Source organism: Salibacterium salarium (genome assembly GCF_030813635.1).
In the GTDB taxonomy this organism is placed as follows: Bacteria; Bacillota; Bacilli; order Bacillales; family Marinococcaceae; genus Salibacterium; species Salibacterium salarium.
The window spans coordinates 13,077-28,574 of sequence record NZ_JAUSUM010000006.1 but is presented as its reverse complement, the minus strand read 5'-3'; the positions used below and the strand labels follow the sequence as shown (position 1 = coordinate 28,574).

16 protein-coding genes are annotated in these 15,498 nt (G+C 40.9%); all 16 read right to left on the bottom strand.

The genetic code is table 11. From position 1 onward, the window contains the following. Nucleotides 1–92 precede the first annotated feature (92 nt). Nucleotides 93–632 carry a stage V sporulation protein T gene (spoVT, locus tag J2S78_RS16865; RefSeq protein WP_306900478.1) on the bottom strand — a complete coding sequence of 180 codons (540 nt, stop codon included), beginning with the start codon at nucleotides 630–632 and terminating at the stop codon, nucleotides 93–95. A gap of 214 nt (nucleotides 633–846) precedes the next feature. Next, nucleotides 847–4,380, bottom strand: a complete 3,534-nt coding sequence (mfd, locus tag J2S78_RS16860; RefSeq protein ID WP_306900441.1) for a transcription-repair coupling factor — start codon at nucleotides 4,378–4,380, stop codon at nucleotides 847–849. Between the two features lie 264 nt (nucleotides 4,381–4,644). Further along, nucleotides 4,645–4,878 carry an anti-sigma-F factor Fin gene (gene fin / locus J2S78_RS16855; protein ID WP_125561370.1) on the bottom strand — a complete coding sequence of 78 codons (234 nt, stop codon included), beginning with the start codon at nucleotides 4,876–4,878 and terminating at the stop codon, nucleotides 4,645–4,647. 71 nt (nucleotides 4,879–4,949) lie between these two features. After that, nucleotides 4,950–5,510 carry an aminoacyl-tRNA hydrolase gene (pth, locus tag J2S78_RS16850; RefSeq protein ID WP_306900440.1) on the bottom strand — a complete coding sequence of 187 codons (561 nt, stop codon included), beginning with the start codon at nucleotides 5,508–5,510 and terminating at the stop codon, nucleotides 4,950–4,952. A 90-nt stretch (nucleotides 5,511–5,600) separates the two neighbouring features. Then, nucleotides 5,601–6,239, bottom strand: coding sequence for a 50S ribosomal protein L25/general stress protein Ctc (locus J2S78_RS16845; RefSeq protein WP_306900439.1), 639 nt, complete (start codon nucleotides 6,237–6,239; stop codon nucleotides 5,601–5,603). A 106-nt stretch (nucleotides 6,240–6,345) separates the two neighbouring features. Then, the gene (locus J2S78_RS16840; protein ID WP_306900437.1) at nucleotides 6,346–7,296 is read right to left on the bottom strand and encodes a ribose-phosphate diphosphokinase; all 951 of its coding nucleotides are present in this window, start codon (nucleotides 7,294–7,296) and stop codon (nucleotides 6,346–6,348) included. A 45-nt stretch (nucleotides 7,297–7,341) separates the two neighbouring features. Beyond that, nucleotides 7,342–8,700, bottom strand: a complete 1,359-nt coding sequence (gene glmU, locus J2S78_RS16835) for a bifunctional UDP-N-acetylglucosamine diphosphorylase/glucosamine-1-phosphate N-acetyltransferase GlmU (protein WP_306900436.1) — start codon at nucleotides 8,698–8,700, stop codon at nucleotides 7,342–7,344. Between the two features lie 225 nt (nucleotides 8,701–8,925). Continuing rightward, on the bottom strand, nucleotides 8,926–9,219 hold the full coding sequence (gene spoVG / locus J2S78_RS16830) for a septation regulator SpoVG (protein ID WP_125561360.1): 294 nt from the start codon (nucleotides 9,217–9,219) through the stop codon (nucleotides 8,926–8,928). A 237-nt stretch (nucleotides 9,220–9,456) separates the two neighbouring features. Then, nucleotides 9,457–9,831, bottom strand: a complete 375-nt coding sequence (locus J2S78_RS16825) for a RidA family protein (protein WP_125561358.1) — start codon at nucleotides 9,829–9,831, stop codon at nucleotides 9,457–9,459. Beyond that, the gene (gene purR / locus J2S78_RS16820; protein WP_306900435.1) at nucleotides 9,828–10,670 is read right to left on the bottom strand and encodes a pur operon repressor; all 843 of its coding nucleotides are present in this window, start codon (nucleotides 10,668–10,670) and stop codon (nucleotides 9,828–9,830) included. The genes J2S78_RS16825 and purR overlap by 4 nt, the downstream gene beginning before the upstream one ends. A 60-nt stretch (nucleotides 10,671–10,730) precedes the next feature. Further along, the gene (ispE, locus tag J2S78_RS16815; RefSeq protein ID WP_306900434.1) at nucleotides 10,731–11,594 is read right to left on the bottom strand and encodes a 4-(cytidine 5'-diphospho)-2-C-methyl-D-erythritol kinase; all 864 of its coding nucleotides are present in this window, start codon (nucleotides 11,592–11,594) and stop codon (nucleotides 10,731–10,733) included. A 186-nt stretch (nucleotides 11,595–11,780) separates the two neighbouring features. After that, a complete protein-coding gene (locus J2S78_RS16810; protein ID WP_306900433.1) occupies nucleotides 11,781–11,960 on the bottom strand; it encodes a small, acid-soluble spore protein, alpha/beta type in 180 nt (59 codons plus the stop codon). Between the two features lie 143 nt (nucleotides 11,961–12,103). Next, nucleotides 12,104–12,358, bottom strand: coding sequence for a Veg family protein (locus tag J2S78_RS16805; protein WP_306900432.1), 255 nt, complete (start codon nucleotides 12,356–12,358; stop codon nucleotides 12,104–12,106). Between the two features lie 268 nt (nucleotides 12,359–12,626). Next, on the bottom strand, nucleotides 12,627–13,514 hold the full coding sequence (gene yabG, locus J2S78_RS16800) for a sporulation peptidase YabG (RefSeq protein ID WP_306900431.1): 888 nt from the start codon (nucleotides 13,512–13,514) through the stop codon (nucleotides 12,627–12,629). A 435-nt stretch (nucleotides 13,515–13,949) separates the two neighbouring features. Then, entirely contained in the window at nucleotides 13,950–14,828 is an 879-nt protein-coding gene (gene rsmA / locus J2S78_RS16795; protein WP_306900430.1) for a 16S rRNA (adenine(1518)-N(6)/adenine(1519)-N(6))-dimethyltransferase RsmA, read from the bottom strand. Beyond that, nucleotides 14,782–15,393: a ribonuclease M5 gene (rnmV, locus tag J2S78_RS16790; protein ID WP_306900428.1), complete on the bottom strand. Its 612-nt coding sequence runs from the start codon at nucleotides 15,391–15,393 to the stop codon at nucleotides 14,782–14,784. The genes rsmA and rnmV overlap by 47 nt, the downstream gene beginning before the upstream one ends. Between the last annotated feature and the right edge of the window lie 105 nt (nucleotides 15,394–15,498).

Here is a 15,498-nt window from a genome sequence, read left to right as displayed (position 1 = left end):
TGCAGGGCAACTGGACGCTGGAGCTGGGATTCCGAAAACGCCAACCTTTTACACAAAAAAGCTGCCCTTTCACAGACAGCTTTCCTACGATACTATTGTTCCATTTGTCGTGCTAAAAACCCAGCTGCTGTTTCGAGTAATTTAGCCGAAATGGCCTCGTCCACTTTATCTTCTTTCGCTATCATAACCACAGCTCCGATGGGATCACCGTTGGCAATAATAGGAGCAACAGCATATCCTTTCATCGCTTCTTCATGGTCACTGACGAGATTGTAATCACCTTTACTTGATGTAACCTTGGTTTGCCGTTGATTAATAGCTTCTTCGACAAGACTTCCTATACTCTTATTAGCGTAATCTTTCTTTACTCCGCCGGAAACAGCAATATATGTGTCGCGATCGGCGACTAATATCGGGTGGTGAAGCGTGTCATATAAAGCCTCCGCGTATTCTTTTGCAAAATCTCCAAGCTCAGAGATAGGAGAATATTTCTTTAAAATCACTTCTCCATCCCTATCAACAAAAATTTCGAGCGGATCGCCTTCCCTGATACGTAAAGTACGACGAATTTCTTTTGGGATAACCACTCTTCCTAAATCATCGATTCGACGGACAATACCAGTTGCTTTCATCATTGGAACTGCCTCCCTTTCTGCAGATGTTTTCATAAAATGATTAGAGACAAATAAAGACCTTAAGCATCCTTCCATGTTCTTTACAAGGACGGCTCTGCCTATAAAGAACCTCCGCCTCTATACTGTATAATGCTTATTATCCACCGGCAGAAAATTACTATTCATTAGATTTAGAAAAAATGGGAGAAATCCCTTCATTCAGGAAACTTTATCATGAAGGTGTCTCTTCTGCTTCCTTGACTGTTTCCGGTAGCTTTTGGACAAGAGTCTCTAGTATCTCTAGGAATCGACGACTCGTCATCTTGTTTTGGTGGATCGCAATTTTAATACTTTGGGAACTGGCACCAATACCGACTTCTCTTCCAAATTCATTAACTACTTCAAAAAGTTTCGATCCATCAATGGCCTGACTCATATCCTCTGTCAAAAGTACGGTTGTTTTCGTCCCTTCTTGAACAATAGACTCTACACCATTCTTTTTCGCTGACAATTTCACTTTGGACAACGCAAACAAATCGGCCGTTTCTTGAGGATATTCGCCAAAACGGTCTATCATTTCATCCTGCAAATCTTGAAGTTCATCTATTGTCTCCAAACCTTTAAAACGTTTGTACATTTCAATCTTCTGTTTTGAATCGCTAATGTAACTACCTGGAATATAGGCATCCATTTTCACATCAATTTCAACTTCCCGTTCTTGACTCTTTGGTGTCTGCCCTTTTTGTTCCTCAATCGCTTCTTTCAGCATTTCAGAGTACATATCAAACCCGACAGATTCAATGAAACCATGTTGTTCCGCACCCAGCAGATTACCTGTACCGCGTATAGACAAGTCCCGCATCGCTATCTTAAAACCTGAACCAAGCTCTGTGAATTCTTTAATAGCCTGTAGTCGTTTTTCTGCAATTTCCGTCAGGATTTTGTCACGCTGATACGTAAAGTAGGCATACGCTACTCTGTTCGAACGGCCCACTCTACCTCTAATTTGATAAAGTTGAGAAAGCCCCATTTTATCGGCATTATATATTATTAATGTGTTTACGTTAGGAATATCGACACCCGTTTCAATAATTGTTGTTGTAACGAGTACATTTTTATCACCTTCTAGAAAATCAATCATGACCGATTCCAATTCTTGTTCATTCATTTGTCCATGTGCATACGCAACTTCTGCGTCAGGAACAAGCATCGACACTTGATCGGCCATGCGGCTGATGTCATCTACTCTGTTGTATAGAAGATAAACCTGTCCGCCTCTGCTTAATTCTCGTTCTACCGCTTCTTTTACTAAGGACGCATTGTAATCCATAACATAGGTCTGTACTGGAAAACGGTTTTCGGGCGGCGTCTCAATAACAGATAAGTCGCGTACCCCGAGCATTGACATGTGGAGTGTCCGAGGGATAGGCGTTGCGGTCAATGTAAGCACATCAATATTCGCTTTCAAGCGTTTAATTTTTTCTTTGTGAGTCACCCCGAACCGCTGCTCTTCATCTACGATTAATAACCCTAAATCTTTAAACGTTATATCTTTAGATAAAATACGATGTGTCCCAACAACAATATCCAAGCCGCCTGTTTTTAAAGATTTGATTGTTTCTGATTGTTGTTTGCGGGTCCGAAAACGACTCAGCATCCCTATATTAATAGGATAGTCGGCGAAGCGCTCCGTTAAAGTATCAAAATGCTGCTGCGCCAGTATTGTTGTTGGAACGAGCAGCGCCACTTGTTTTCCATCCAAAATTGCTTTAAATGCCGCTCGAATGGCTACTTCTGTTTTTCCATAGCCAACATCTCCGCATAAAAGGCGGTCCATCGGACGTTCTCTTTCCATATCTTCTTTAATTTCCCGAATAGCTTTTAACTGATCTTCAGTCTCCTGGTAAGAGAACGTATCAGCAAATGCCTGCTCTTCTTCCTCATAGTTCGCAAAAGCATGTCCCTTAGATGCCTCACGCTCAGAATATAGCTTAATTAGGTCTTCGGCTATGTCCTGAACAGAGGATTCGACCCGACGTTTAACCTTTTTCCATTCACTGCCGCCAAGTGCATGAATCTTTGGCTCTTTCTCCTCAGAACCAACATATTTTTGGACTAAATCAATCTGCTCAACAGGGACATACAGTTTATCATTACCACGATAAGAAATATTAAGATAATCTTGATGTACACCCTTAACTTCTAGTGTCTCAATACCTAAGTATTTTCCTATACCATGGTTTACATGGACGACCAGATCCCCAACCTTCAACTCGGAATAACTTTTAATTCGCTCCGCATTTGACAGTTTCTGCCGGCGCTGCGGTCGGTTCACTTTTTTAGTAAACGTTTCTTCCTCCGTAATGACGACTACTTTTTCCATGGGAAGCTCAAAGCCGCTATTTAATTGCCCTTGAATAATGGCTGGTTTTTTAGGAGTAAAAGGCCCGGCCCTATCAATTATTTCTGCTTCCATGTCGTAATCATAAAGGACGTTTTGTAGCTTTTGTGCTCGATCTTGATCTCCGGCAATGAACACAATGTTGTAATTATTTTGTTGCCAACGATTCATCTCACTTTTCAAAACATGCATTTGCCCATGAAATTGCTGCATCGCCTTACATTGTATATTGGCTATGTTTTGCGGCTGGATAGAAGGAATGTTTCTTAAAAACAAAGAAAGATAGATTCGCGGATGATTACTGTCGGCAAATAGTTTATCAAAAGGAACCGATAAGGAAAGATCGCTTGGAATCTCTCCTTGTTCTAAGACGGTCGTCGCCCATTCCGCTTCTTCTTTATCAAGGTTTTCCGCCATTTCCTGCACTCTGCTAATTTCATCTAAGAAAAGAATTGTATTTTCAGAAAAGTATGACAAGAGAGTGACTGGCTGTTCATAAAAATACTCCATATATTTATAAAGACCTTGAAAACGGGATTGCTCCGCCAATTGTTCTTTTTCATAGCCTAAGTGTTCTTGGAGCTTTTCTTTCACTTCATTATCCTTGACTCTACTAAGCGTATCAGCCAAAGATTGTTCGAGTTGTGCCGCAGCTTTCTCAAAATGAACCGAGTACAGAATCGTTTCTTGAGCCGGACCAATGGTTATTTCTTTCAGCTGCTCTAATGAACGTTGATCATCAGCTTGAAAATGGCGGAGAGAATCAATCTCCGTATCAAATAGTTCAATTCGAACCGGGTTTTCTTCCGTTAAAGAATAAACATCAATAATGCCGCCTCTTACACTGAATTCCCCAGGTGCAGATACCATGTCAGCCCGTTGATAGCCTAAAGAGAATAGATGTGGTATAAAAGTTTCTAAATCAATCTCTTCACCTTGGCGTATCGTAAATTGAGAGTCCCTCCACAAGTCTACCGGTGGCAGCAGTCTCCGCACACCTGCTATAGGGGCAATAACTATTCCGTTAAAATCACCCATCAACTTGTTCAACACTTCAATGCGTTGCGCTCTCATCTCTGGACTAGCCGTCGCTATTTCAGATGATATCAACTCGTTGACAGGATATAAGTAAACGTCATGTTCTACTAAATCAACGATGTCTTCATATAACTTTTGGGCTTGGTATAACGTATGAGTAATAATAAGTTGCGGATGATTGACTTTTGACTTTGTTAATGACATGAAAAAAGGGCGGGCTGAACCAGTTAATCCAGCTGCCAACTGTTCTTTCATCCCGTTTTCTACTCCATCTAACACTGCCTTCACATGATCATTTTCAGCAAGGGCTTGTTGTAATCCCTTCATACCTCTTGTTCCTCCTTCATTCCTACACCCCACTACGTTGGGTTCTCCACTGCAAGACCATTTATGAGCCATGAGCATTGTTAATACTATGAATGGATTTATTTTAAGATACTCGTTTCATTGTATTGTTTTTCAGCTTTTAACAGCAATAGAAAAAGAGGCCGGTCTTCTTCATACTCTTACGTTTACGAAGGACCAGGCCCATTTCTAAAACCATTAGAAAGAAGTTTCCTTATTAAAATATCAACCAGCTTCTCACCAGCGTTATTGAATCCATCGATCAAGATCATGGAGCTCTGGATCACGCTCCAATGCTTCTTCGCAATGATCGCATGTCACTCTCACATGAACGTGACCATCTGATCCGTAATGAATAATCTGCTGTTGTTCCTCGTCCGTTAATTGATCGAAACCAAGTTGCGGAGATACAAGCAGCTCTTCGTCTTCTAACGTTCCTACAGCAGTTCCACAATGCCTGCAATAATAACAAATAGCCATTTTTCATAGCCCCTTTTTTCTAAAAGGTTGTTTTTCCCTTCTAGTATAAGCTGAAAAAAAGGACACTATACTTATTTCTTATTATAATCATTCATTACTTCGACGAATGGTTTTGTAAGCCAAACTTCAGCCGCTTTAGCCGACAGTTCGATTGTTTCTTGCACGGCTTTCTTTTCCTCTGGAGAAAACGTCCCTAACACATGAGAGATGACGGTATCACCAGGTTCCGGGTGTCCAATTCCGATCCTGATTCGTTTAAAATCCTTACTCCCAACCTCTTGAAAGATAGATTTTAATCCGTTATGCCCCCCGTGACCTCCTTTTAAGCGTACACGCAAAGAGCCGGGAGGTAAATCAAGATCGTCATAAACAACAAGGAGATTCTCCGTAGGGATATTATAATAATTCATCACTGGAGCCAGCGCCTCTCCAGAAAGATTCATATAAGTGAGCGGCTTGACTAAATAGATTTTTTCTCCATCTACTGTTAGTTCGGCAGTCATGCTCTTTTTCCCTTTTTTCCAAGACGCCCCTACACTCTCAGCTAGTGTATCAAGAGCTTGAAACCCTACATTGTGACGGGTCTTTTCGTATTTACGTCCAGGATTCCCAAGGCCTGCGATTAGCTTCATCTTCCGCTCCCTCTTTTCCTCGTTCACTTCTCTGACAGCACAGTAAAAAGGCATAACCGCGTGACGGCTATACCTTTCATTCTGTATTATTTACTCAGACTTATTTTCTCCGTCTTCCTCATCGGCTCCAACAAGTTCAGGTTCTTGTCCTTGCTCTTCTTCAGGTTCTTTTTCTTGTTCTGGAGGAAGAACGGTAACAACTGTTTCCTCTGGTTCGTTGACGAACTCAAATCCTTTACCGGATGCTAGATCTGCAATCTGAACAGAATCTCCAACACCTAGTTCAGAAATATCAACCGCAATTTCTTCTGGAATGTCTGTTGGTAGCGCACGAACAGTAACATTGTAAAGAAGCGGAGATAAAATGCCGCCTTCTTTTTCACCAGGAGCATCTCCTTGCAAGTTAACGGAAACATCTGCTTCCATTTCAGATTTAAGGTCTACTTCAAAGAAGTCTATGTGTACAAGATAATCTTTAATTGGATCCACTTGAATATCGTGGACGATAACCTTGTGCTTTTCACTTTCTCCTTCTACATCTAACTCAATAATTCCGTTACGTCCCACTTCACGGATTGTCTTTATAAAAGTAATATTAGGAACGGAAACAGGCTTACTTTCCGTGTCTTTTCCGTAAAGAACAGCTGGAACATATCCATCCGTACGTAATTTATTAGACACAGATTTTCTAAGATCCGTACGTGTGTTGGCTTCTAATACTGTAGCCATAGTTGATTCACCTCATTATATTGTCTTGTTAGGGCATTTCGATTTTTAAACCCACTTGATTGAGAATTATACCACTTATAACTGTAAAAAGCAAGACTATCGATTTTTACTCAAACAATGTACTCACGGAAGTTTGCTCGTGCACACGAATGATAGCTTCTGCAATCAACGGAGCGACAGATAACTGTGTAATTTTGTCGATATTTTTTTCTTCAGGTAGCGTGATTGTGTTTGTGACAGCCAACTCTTTAATGTTAGAGTTCTCAATACGCTCTATCGCCGGACCGGACAACACAGGGTGGGTGCTGCAAGCATAAACCTCATTTGCTCCTTTTTCGAGTAATGCATCAGCGGCTAATGTCATTGTTCCTGCCGTATCTATAATATCATCGACAATAATAGCTGTTTTCCCTTCAACATCCCCAATGATATTCATAACTTCGGACACATTAGGCTCCGGACGTCGTTTATCAATGATGGCAATCGGAGCTTTTAAGCGATCTGCCATTTTTCTAGCACGAACCACACCACCGTGATCCGGGGAAACAATAACAATATCTTCCATGCCTTTGTCTTGAAAATGCTTTGATAATATAGGTTCACCAAGAAGCTGATCTACCGGAATGTCGAAAAAGCCTTGAATTTGTGTAGCATGCAAATCCACACTTAACACTCGAGTCGCCCCTGCTTTTTCCACAAGATTAGCGACCAATTTTGCGGTAATTGGTTCTCTTGATCGTGCTTTACGATCTTGACGAGCATATCCATAGTAAGGTATTACAACATTAATGGTAGCAGCAGACGCCCTTTTCATTGCGTCGATCATAATAAGAAGTTCCATTAAGTGCTCATTAGCAGGTTCCGATGTAGACTGTACGAGAAAGACATCGCAACCACGGATGCTTTCTTCAATATTTACTTGAATTTCTCCATCTTTAAATCGCTTAATTGAACTTTTCCCTATTTCCACTCCGATCTGGTTCGTCACTTCTTGTGTGAGATCAGGGTTAGAGTTTAAGGTGAACACCTTCAAATATGGATCGTCATAGGTTGGCATGAAATATTCCCTCCGTTAAAAATTTTAATAAAACCGGCATAATTCTTATTTTTTCAAGTAATCTTCTTTATTTGTCTGTCTTGATCGTGCAATAGACAATGAGTGGCTTGGAACGTCTTCTGTAATGGTTGAGCCTGCAGCAATATAAGCGCCTTCTTCGACATTTACCGGAGCGACTAGGTTTGCGTTACAGCCTACGAAAACATCATTCCCAATTTGTGTAAGGAATTTATTTTTCCCATCATAGTTCACAGTTATAGAACCGCAGCCAAAATTAACTCTTTCTCCGACGTCCGCATCTCCAACATAGCTAAGATGCGATGCTTTGCTCCCTCGTCCGAAAGAAGATTTTTTTATTTCTACAAAATTACCTATTTTTACCTCATCGGCGATATCCGATTGCGGACGAATGTGAGCATATGGACCTGCCTTCACATTATTCCCGATATCGCTTTGGGAAACAACAGATTGGGTTATATCTGTATTGTTACCTATCCGGCTGTTCGTTATTTCTGTATACGGCCCGATTTCACAACCGTTTCCTACCTTAACAGATCCGCTTAACATCGTTCCAGGATATAATACCGTATCATATCCAATGTCTGCATCGGTAGAAATATAAGTATGGTCTGGATCAATAATGGTCACACCATTTCTCATCCAATGTTCATTAATACGCTGCTTCAGTGCTTTTTCAGCTTTAGATAAAGCGACACGATCATTCACTCCAATCGTTTCGGAAAAATCCGGTGTTTGCCATGCCGACAAGACTTCTCCACGGCTTTTTAAGATTTCAATAACATCCGGAAGGTAATACTCTCCTTGAGCATTATCATTTCCTACTTCTGTCAAAGCTTGAAAGAGCATCTCATTATCAAAGCAATACGTTCCCGTATTTATCTCTTTGACCTGTTTCTCATCGTTATCAGCGTCTTTATGTTCAACAATTCGTGTAACGCGGCCTTTCTCATCACGAATTACGCGTCCATAGCCGGAGGGATCTTCTGCATGAGCTGTCAAAACAGTTGCTTTTGCAGATGTTTGTTCATGATGGTCCATAAGAGCCTGCATCGTTTCAGCACGGATAAGTGGTGTATCCCCGCAAAGCACGACGGTAACACCCGATTTCCCCTCTAACAAATCTTTTGCTTGAACAACAGCATGACCTGTCCCTAGTTGTTCTTCTTGTATCACATAAGAAACACGATTACCCAAATGCTCCTTAACAGCACCGGCACCGTGCCCTACTACAGTTACTACTTCAGTTAGTCCTGCATCCGTAACTTGATCAACGACATGCTCGACCATTGGCTTCCCATTAACCGGGTGAAGCACTTTATACAAGTCGGATTTCATTCGTTTTCCTTGTCCAGCGGCTAAAATAACCGCATAACGATTGTCCATTACTCATCCTCCAACTATCCGTTTTTTCCCTTACGAATATATCCTAAAACCCTTTTTATTTCAAGGAAAGACAACATATTCTCACATGTTTATACTTAGAATACCATTATACTCCTATAAAAGACACAAAAATCAGGCGGTCGCATAACATAAAAGACCGCCTGATGACATAAGTATAATAGCCGATAAACATAGAAAAACTGTGCACTCATCCATTCGCTAAAATTAAGAAGCACCAGCCTCTTCATATTCAGGTTTATCAAACTCGCCCTGACGTTTGTACTCACCTAAAACAGCCGATTGAATTTTCTCACGTGTATGTGACGAGATTGGGTGGGCGATGTCTCTGAACTCACCATCAGGTGTACGTTTACTAGGCATAGCTACAAATAAACCATTATTACCATCAATCACACGAATATCGTGGACAACAAACTCACCATCAATCGTTATAGATGCAATGGCTCGCATACGCCCTTCCGTATTAACCCGACGAAGCCTTACGTCTGTTACCTGCATTCTTTCACCACCTTTTTCCAATTAAAAATACTTCTGACATACTATTCAACAAAAGGAATAGCTTTTCCTTCTAAAATAATAAAAAAAGTTTAAAATTTTGTAATTAATTAGGACAACAGTCATTTTCTAAGTAATTATTGTACAAAAAGGCTTTCTACAGGATACATCACAGCTAATCAGGGATCTTCATATTTCCTATTAAAAACCGCCTATCTATCATAGGCGGAAAAACGGAAATTATTTTACGAGAGCAATAACCTCGATTTCTACCAAAGCGTTTTTCGGTAACTTTGCCACTTCCACGCAAGACCGGGCCGGTTGATGTTCATCAAAGTATTCGCCGTATATTTCGTTAATGACAGGGAATTCATCCATATTCTTTATAAATACCGTTGCTTTAATAACTGATTCTAGTGAAGAACCAGCTTCTGCTAAAATGGCTTTTACATTTTGAAACACTTGGTGCGTTTGTTCACGAACATCCCCTTCCACCATTTCTCCTTCTGGTGTTAAAGGAATTTGTCCGGAACTGTAAAAAATATTATTCACAATTATTCCTTGAGAGTAAGGGCCTATGGCAGCTGGTGCATTTGGCGTATATATTGTTTTCATTCTGCTTTCACCTCTTTTAATTTGTCTAAAAAGTTACCTGGAACAGTCTTTACTTGTTTTTCTTTTTCATTTACTTTTTCCAAACGAGCTATTGATATGTAATCATCAACTAAACGCTCTTCTACATCTTCTGCTTCTACTAAGACGCCGATGCCGACAACATTAGCGTTAAATTCCCCCAATAGGTCCATCATACCTCGTGCAGTGCCTCCGGCTTTCATAAAATCATCGACAATAAGTACATTGGAGCCTTCTTTTAAACTTCTTCTTGCTAAAGACATCGTCTGAATCCGCTTTGCTGAACCCGACACATAATTAATACTTACCATCGAACCTTCAGTGACACGGTGATCTCTGCGGACAATACTTACAGGTACATCTAAATAAGAACCGATCGCATAAGCTAACGGAATCCCTTTCATAGCTACTGTCATCACTGCATCTATATGTTGATCAGCATATGCCGCTGCAAACAGACGGCCTATATCATTCATAAGCTGCGGCTTTCCGAGAATATCCATCATATACAGGTAGCCGCCAGGAAGCAAACGTTCACTATCTTCAAGCATCTCACATAAAGAGTGAACAAGCTCTGTCCCTTCCTCTATATTTACTGTCGGAATATATTTCACGCCACCGCTTGCTCCTGCAATGGTTAGTAAGGAACCAAAGCCTTGTGATTCAAAAATTTCTTTCACTATCGTCAGGTCCTCGCTGATAGAAGACTTTGCAGACTGATACCTCTCTGAAAAATATCTAAGTGAAACAAGTTGGTGCGGGTGTTGCAACAAATAGTATGTCATATCAACGAGCCTGCCGCTCCGTTTTAATTTCTTCATGAAAACCTCCATAAAAACCGAATATTATAATTGAAATATATCATCTTTATACGGATTTTATCAAGCTTCCTTCTCGCTTATTAAACGAACGGCATACACTTGATCACAAAACCCCCGCAAGGCATTGTACACACGGTTCAGTTTCGCTTCTTTTTTTATTAACCCAAAAACAGTCGGACCGCTTCCGCTCATCATCGCCGCATCTGCCCCTGAATCCCTCATTCTTTCTTTTATACGACTTATCTCAGGATGTATCGATAACGTCACCTGTTCGAGCGCATTATAGAGAGAACGACATATATGGGCGTAGTCGTTGTGATAAATCGCCTCTACCATTAAATCGGAATGAGACGTTTGGTTTTCATTGATTTTTAATTTTTTATAAACATCTCCTGTCGACACTCCAACAGGGGGTTTTGCTAAAATCACCCAGCATGGCGGAGGAGAGGGAATCTGTTCAATAAACTCTCCTCTACCTGTCGCTAATGCAGTTCCACCATAAACACAAAACGGAACATCTGAACCAAGTTCTGCCCCTAACACTGCTAACTCATCCATGGAAAGCCCCAATTCCCATAAATCATTCAAGCCTTTCAGCGCAGCTGCCGCATCACTGCTTCCTCCGGCTAATCCAGCTGCTACAGGTATATTCTTATATATGTAAATAGAAACACCCCACGTTACAGAAAAACGGTGTTTTAATAAAGCGGCAGCCTGATACGCAAGATTACGCTGGTCAGCAGGCAAAAAACCTTCTGACATTTCTACCTTTATCAGCCCATCTCCTCTTCGTTGCAAATCCAAACGGTCAGATAAATCTACCTGAGTCATTACCATTTTCACTTCATGATATCCATCATCTCTTTTTCCTAGGACATCTAAAGACAAATTTATTTTTGCAGGGGCATTTACGGATCGTTTCACCTTTCATTCTCCTTCTCTTTGACGCATCAACCACAGTGCGTTCACCATTCACGTTATTACCTCTGTACATTTTAGTTTAAAAAGCAAAGTGTGTACAGTAATTTCCTGAGAGGGCGTCTGTCATGCTTTTATACAAAACGGTGCTCCGGAAAATAGAATCCCCGGAGCACCAATACCTGCGGCTTATTATTTTTTATCTTCAGACATGCTTTTTTCAGCCATTTGGACGGCTTGTTTCACCATATTACCCGCATCACGGGATTTTATGCCGCCCCATCCCTCACTTTGCACGGTATCATAGAAGCCTAATTCTCTTGCAATTTCTTCTTTTAACTGATCAGACATCATGCCGCGTCTTCGGCTCATCGCATCCATCCCCTTAATAGAAAAAATAAACATAACACCACAGGCATAGGTATAGTATAAGTAAAAACGGCATAAATATAGCCTTCTACTGTAAAAAAAAGAAGGCTAATTTACACCGTTTCACACACAATTTTCCATTATTATTACGCTTGCAGTTCTTCTTCTCCAAGCATCGTTAACTGAATAGTCTTGGTGAGCACATCGGTATAACTATAAGACATACGTTCTACAGAATGCTTGTCCTTGTCTAATTTCACAATAAAAACAGATGGATATGTTTCTTCAAGCAAACCGGATCGTTCGATTGTTTTTTTTCGTCCACCGTTCGCAACGACCGTTACTTGCTTTCCAATGTTAGCGTCCAACGATTCTTTAATCTCTATTAGCGTTTTTCCCATGATTTCAGACCCACCTCACTCTTAATTTATTATACCAATACCCCGCCCCTTTGTCAAATAAATTTTTAATTTTACCAATTAATCGCTTTCCTTGTCAACCTTAAAATCTTAAATCCTTTAAAAGTAATTTTTTCTCATCCTTTTGTTAGTATACGCTTTACATTTCTATTTTATTCTTCCATGTTAAATTATTGGATAGATAAGAAATACTCCCGAATGAAATGGTTATTCTTTCGTTCGGGAGTATTTTGAAAAAAGACTTCCTTTATCAGTCATCTATACCTTTTCCGTTAGAAAGATTGTCTTCTTTCCAAGGTGATCCTATACGCAGCACACCTTTCGTTTCTAATCCACCCAATCCTTCTTTTCCGGTCAATGTATGACGAATCAACTGCACGACATTAATTCTGTCCATAAAGGGAGTTAAACTTATTTTGGCGGCAATATAAACGGGATCAAGTGCGTGAATATTGACACGCTCTGGAGAACTTGCAAAATTAGAGCCTGCTTTAACAAGCCATTCAAAATAAGACTGACATGCTCCTGCAAAAATGATAAGTTGATCGAGTTGCGGAACTACTTTTCTGGCCTCTCGAACTGTTTGCCCAAACACTTTAGAATGTTTATACGATTTTATTTCATTTTCCTGACCTCTTGTTCGAACAAAAGCATCATGACCGGTAATGACAAGAATATCAGGACGAACCATTTCGATAAGAGAGGATACTTGATTTGGCATTTCCTTTTCTGGTATGTGTACACCATACACGGGAATACCAAGACGCTCGTATAAGGTTGTGCATTTTGACAGGTAGTACGCATCTCCATCTAAATGAAGAACACGGCCTCGCATCTCAAAGTAAGAGGCGTCTTCTTTATACCCTTCTGACGCCTCGTGATTATTGCGCTCTTTCATTAAACGAGCCTCTTGTCTAAATAGGCGATAACTTCGTTCTTGTTTTTCCCTAAAGTCTTTTTCATGTGATTTTCGTTCTTCTTCTTCCACTTTCTTTAGGTCATCTAATGGGGCATCCGCCGCTAAACGAAGTTCTTCTCCTGCTAACTCTGCTGTCCCTTGGTTCATAGACGTAATCCGAAAAACGATATCACCATCATAGGAGTATCGAGTGACAAGGTCTCCAACTTTTAATTCCACGTCCTTCTCCCCCTTCATTCGTCAGCCTATTCTTTAAAAAAAGAAGTGTGCCCAAGGAATCCTTTTTAATCTTAGATAGTTGCTGAATGGCTTACGCTGTAGGTGGGTGCTTAATGATTTTTCTTGCGACAACCTCTTATAACGAATATTTGATCTCTTCTCTTATTCGGTAGTGGACGGACGGTTTCATTGGGCAGATCGCAAGGTTTTTATGCGAATAACGGATTAAATGTCCATGCTGCTTCTCTACTCTTCTGCTAGCGAACCGCCGCGCGCCATTCAAATCACGCTCTTCATTTTGCATCCACTACAGACGGGACGTTCCGGCACAACACTAAACTTACCTACATCCGGCAAGGCACTCGTGTGGGCCTACGAGCGGCGGACGCCAACATTTAAAAAACTGCCACATTACTGTGACAGTTTTCTCGGTGATTATTCTGGCTGATTGGATAAAAGCTCGTTGCTTATCGTCGCAAATTCTTCCATAGACATGGATTCTCCCCGCCTTTGCGGATCAATATCAGCTCTTTTTAGTGCATCCGCCAGGAGATCTCTATTTTCTTTCCCTAATAAGTTATGCTGTAGGTTATTCCAAATAGTTTTTCTCCGCTGCGCAAAGGAAGCTTTTACTACTTGAAAAAAGTACGTTTCATCCTTCACTTGAACAGGTGGAGCTTCTCGCAATTTGAGACGCAAAACCGCAGAATCAACATTAGGTTTTGGCACAAATACCGTTTTTGGTACAATCATCATCTTCTCTGGATACGCGTAATATTGGGCTGCTATCGATAATGACCCGTAATCTTTTGAATCAGGAGCGGCGGCGATTCGATCCGCTACTTCTTTTTGCATCATGAAAATCATTTGATTAAACGGAAGACGTTTTTCTAATAATTTCATAATAATAGGAGTCGTCACATAATAAGGCAGATTACCAGCTACAGTAATATGATGAACGTCCTCTCTCAGTTTATTCACCGCGTCTTCTACATCAGCTTTTAAGACATCCTGATGGCGAATAGTAATGTTGGAGTACGGAGAAAGCGTCTGTTCCAAAACCGGAATCAGTCTCCCATCAATTTCAAAAGCTTCTACCTTTTTCGCTTTCTTAGCAAATTGTTCGGTCAATCCGCCAATTCCGGGACCGATTTCAATGACGCCATCCTCATCATCCAAAACGGCAGCATCGACAATTTTATTTAGAATATTAATATCAATCAAGAAATTTTGGCCTAAACTTTTTTTAAAAGAAAATCCATGTTCATCAAGAATTTCCTTCGTCCGGCTCGGCATTGCTATTTCTTTGGGCACGAGTCGCTTCCTCCTCCAATACTTCGGCGGCAGCACGGGCAAATTCAGCACGCTGAATATTGAACATGTCGAGCCGCTTCAAAAACTGTTTAGCATTCGCATAACCTATGTTCAACCGTTCTCCCATTTTTTCTCGTCTTCTTCTCGACTGAGAGCCAGCCATCATTCCAGCATCTACTAAGTCTTGTCGAGAGACTCGTTCTGTCTTTATCACATCAACAGGCACTTCCTCTCGAACTCTCCGTATCGCCCGTTGAATAACTTCCGGCGATGCGTTTTCTATTCCGATGTTATCACGAGCATCCGAAAGCGCATCCTCTTTTGTCAAAAACGCGTGTTTACATCCAGGTACTTCTCTGCTTACAATTCGCCTAATTCGCTCGCCAGGCACGTCGGGATCCGTAAAAATAATGACTCCGCGTCTTTCTTGCGCCAGTGCAATCCGCTTCAACACCGCTTCTCCGATAGCTGAACCGTTTGTTTCAATGGTATCTGCTTCTACCGCTCGTTTAACGGCCATTGTATCATCTTTACCTTCAACGACAATGCATTCTTGTATATTCATAGGAATCAATGGCCTCCCCGACCAAACCATGTATCTTCATTCTTAGCTCGCATTATTATACTACTTTTCCTATGATAAAGAAAAGGGGTGGAATACGGTTGGTTC

What these genes read in the sequence shown, in the direction of transcription:
- spoVT (WP_306900478.1), bottom strand. Translation starts at nt 632, where the DNA reads ATGAAAGCAACTGGTATTGTCCGTCGAATCGATGATTTAGGAAGAGTG.
- mfd (WP_306900441.1), bottom strand. Translation starts at nt 4,380, where the DNA reads ATGAAGGGATTACAACAAGCCCTTGCTGAAAATGATCATGTGAAGGCA.
- fin (WP_125561370.1), bottom strand. Translation starts at nt 4,878, where the DNA reads ATGGCTATTTGTTATTATTGCAGGCATTGTGGAACTGCTGTAGGAACG.
- pth (WP_306900440.1), bottom strand. Translation starts at nt 5,510, where the DNA reads ATGAAGCTAATCGCAGGCCTTGGGAATCCTGGACGTAAATACGAAAAG.
- J2S78_RS16845 (WP_306900439.1), bottom strand. Translation starts at nt 6,239, where the DNA reads ATGGCTACAGTATTAGAAGCCAACACACGTACGGATCTTAGAAAATCT.
- J2S78_RS16840 (WP_306900437.1), bottom strand. Translation starts at nt 7,296, where the DNA reads ATGCCAACCTATGACGATCCATATTTGAAGGTGTTCACCTTAAACTCT.
- glmU (WP_306900436.1), bottom strand. Translation starts at nt 8,700, where the DNA reads ATGGACAATCGTTATGCGGTTATTTTAGCCGCTGGACAAGGAAAACGA.
- spoVG (WP_125561360.1), bottom strand. Translation starts at nt 9,219, where the DNA reads ATGCAGGTAACAGACGTAAGGCTTCGTCGGGTTAATACGGAAGGGCGT.
- J2S78_RS16825 (WP_125561358.1), bottom strand. Translation starts at nt 9,831, where the DNA reads ATGAAAACAATATATACGCCAAATGCACCAGCTGCCATAGGCCCTTAC.
- purR (WP_306900435.1), bottom strand. Translation starts at nt 10,670, where the DNA reads ATGAAGAAATTAAAACGGAGCGGCAGGCTCGTTGATATGACATACTAT.
- J2S78_RS16810 (WP_306900433.1), bottom strand. Translation starts at nt 11,960, where the DNA reads ATGAGCCGAAGACGCGGCATGATGTCTGATCAGTTAAAAGAAGAAATT.
- J2S78_RS16805 (WP_306900432.1), bottom strand. Translation starts at nt 12,358, where the DNA reads ATGGGAAAAACGCTAATAGAGATTAAAGAATCGTTGGACGCTAACATT.
- rnmV (WP_306900428.1), bottom strand. Translation starts at nt 15,393, where the DNA reads ATGAATATACAAGAATGCATTGTCGTTGAAGGTAAAGATGATACAATG.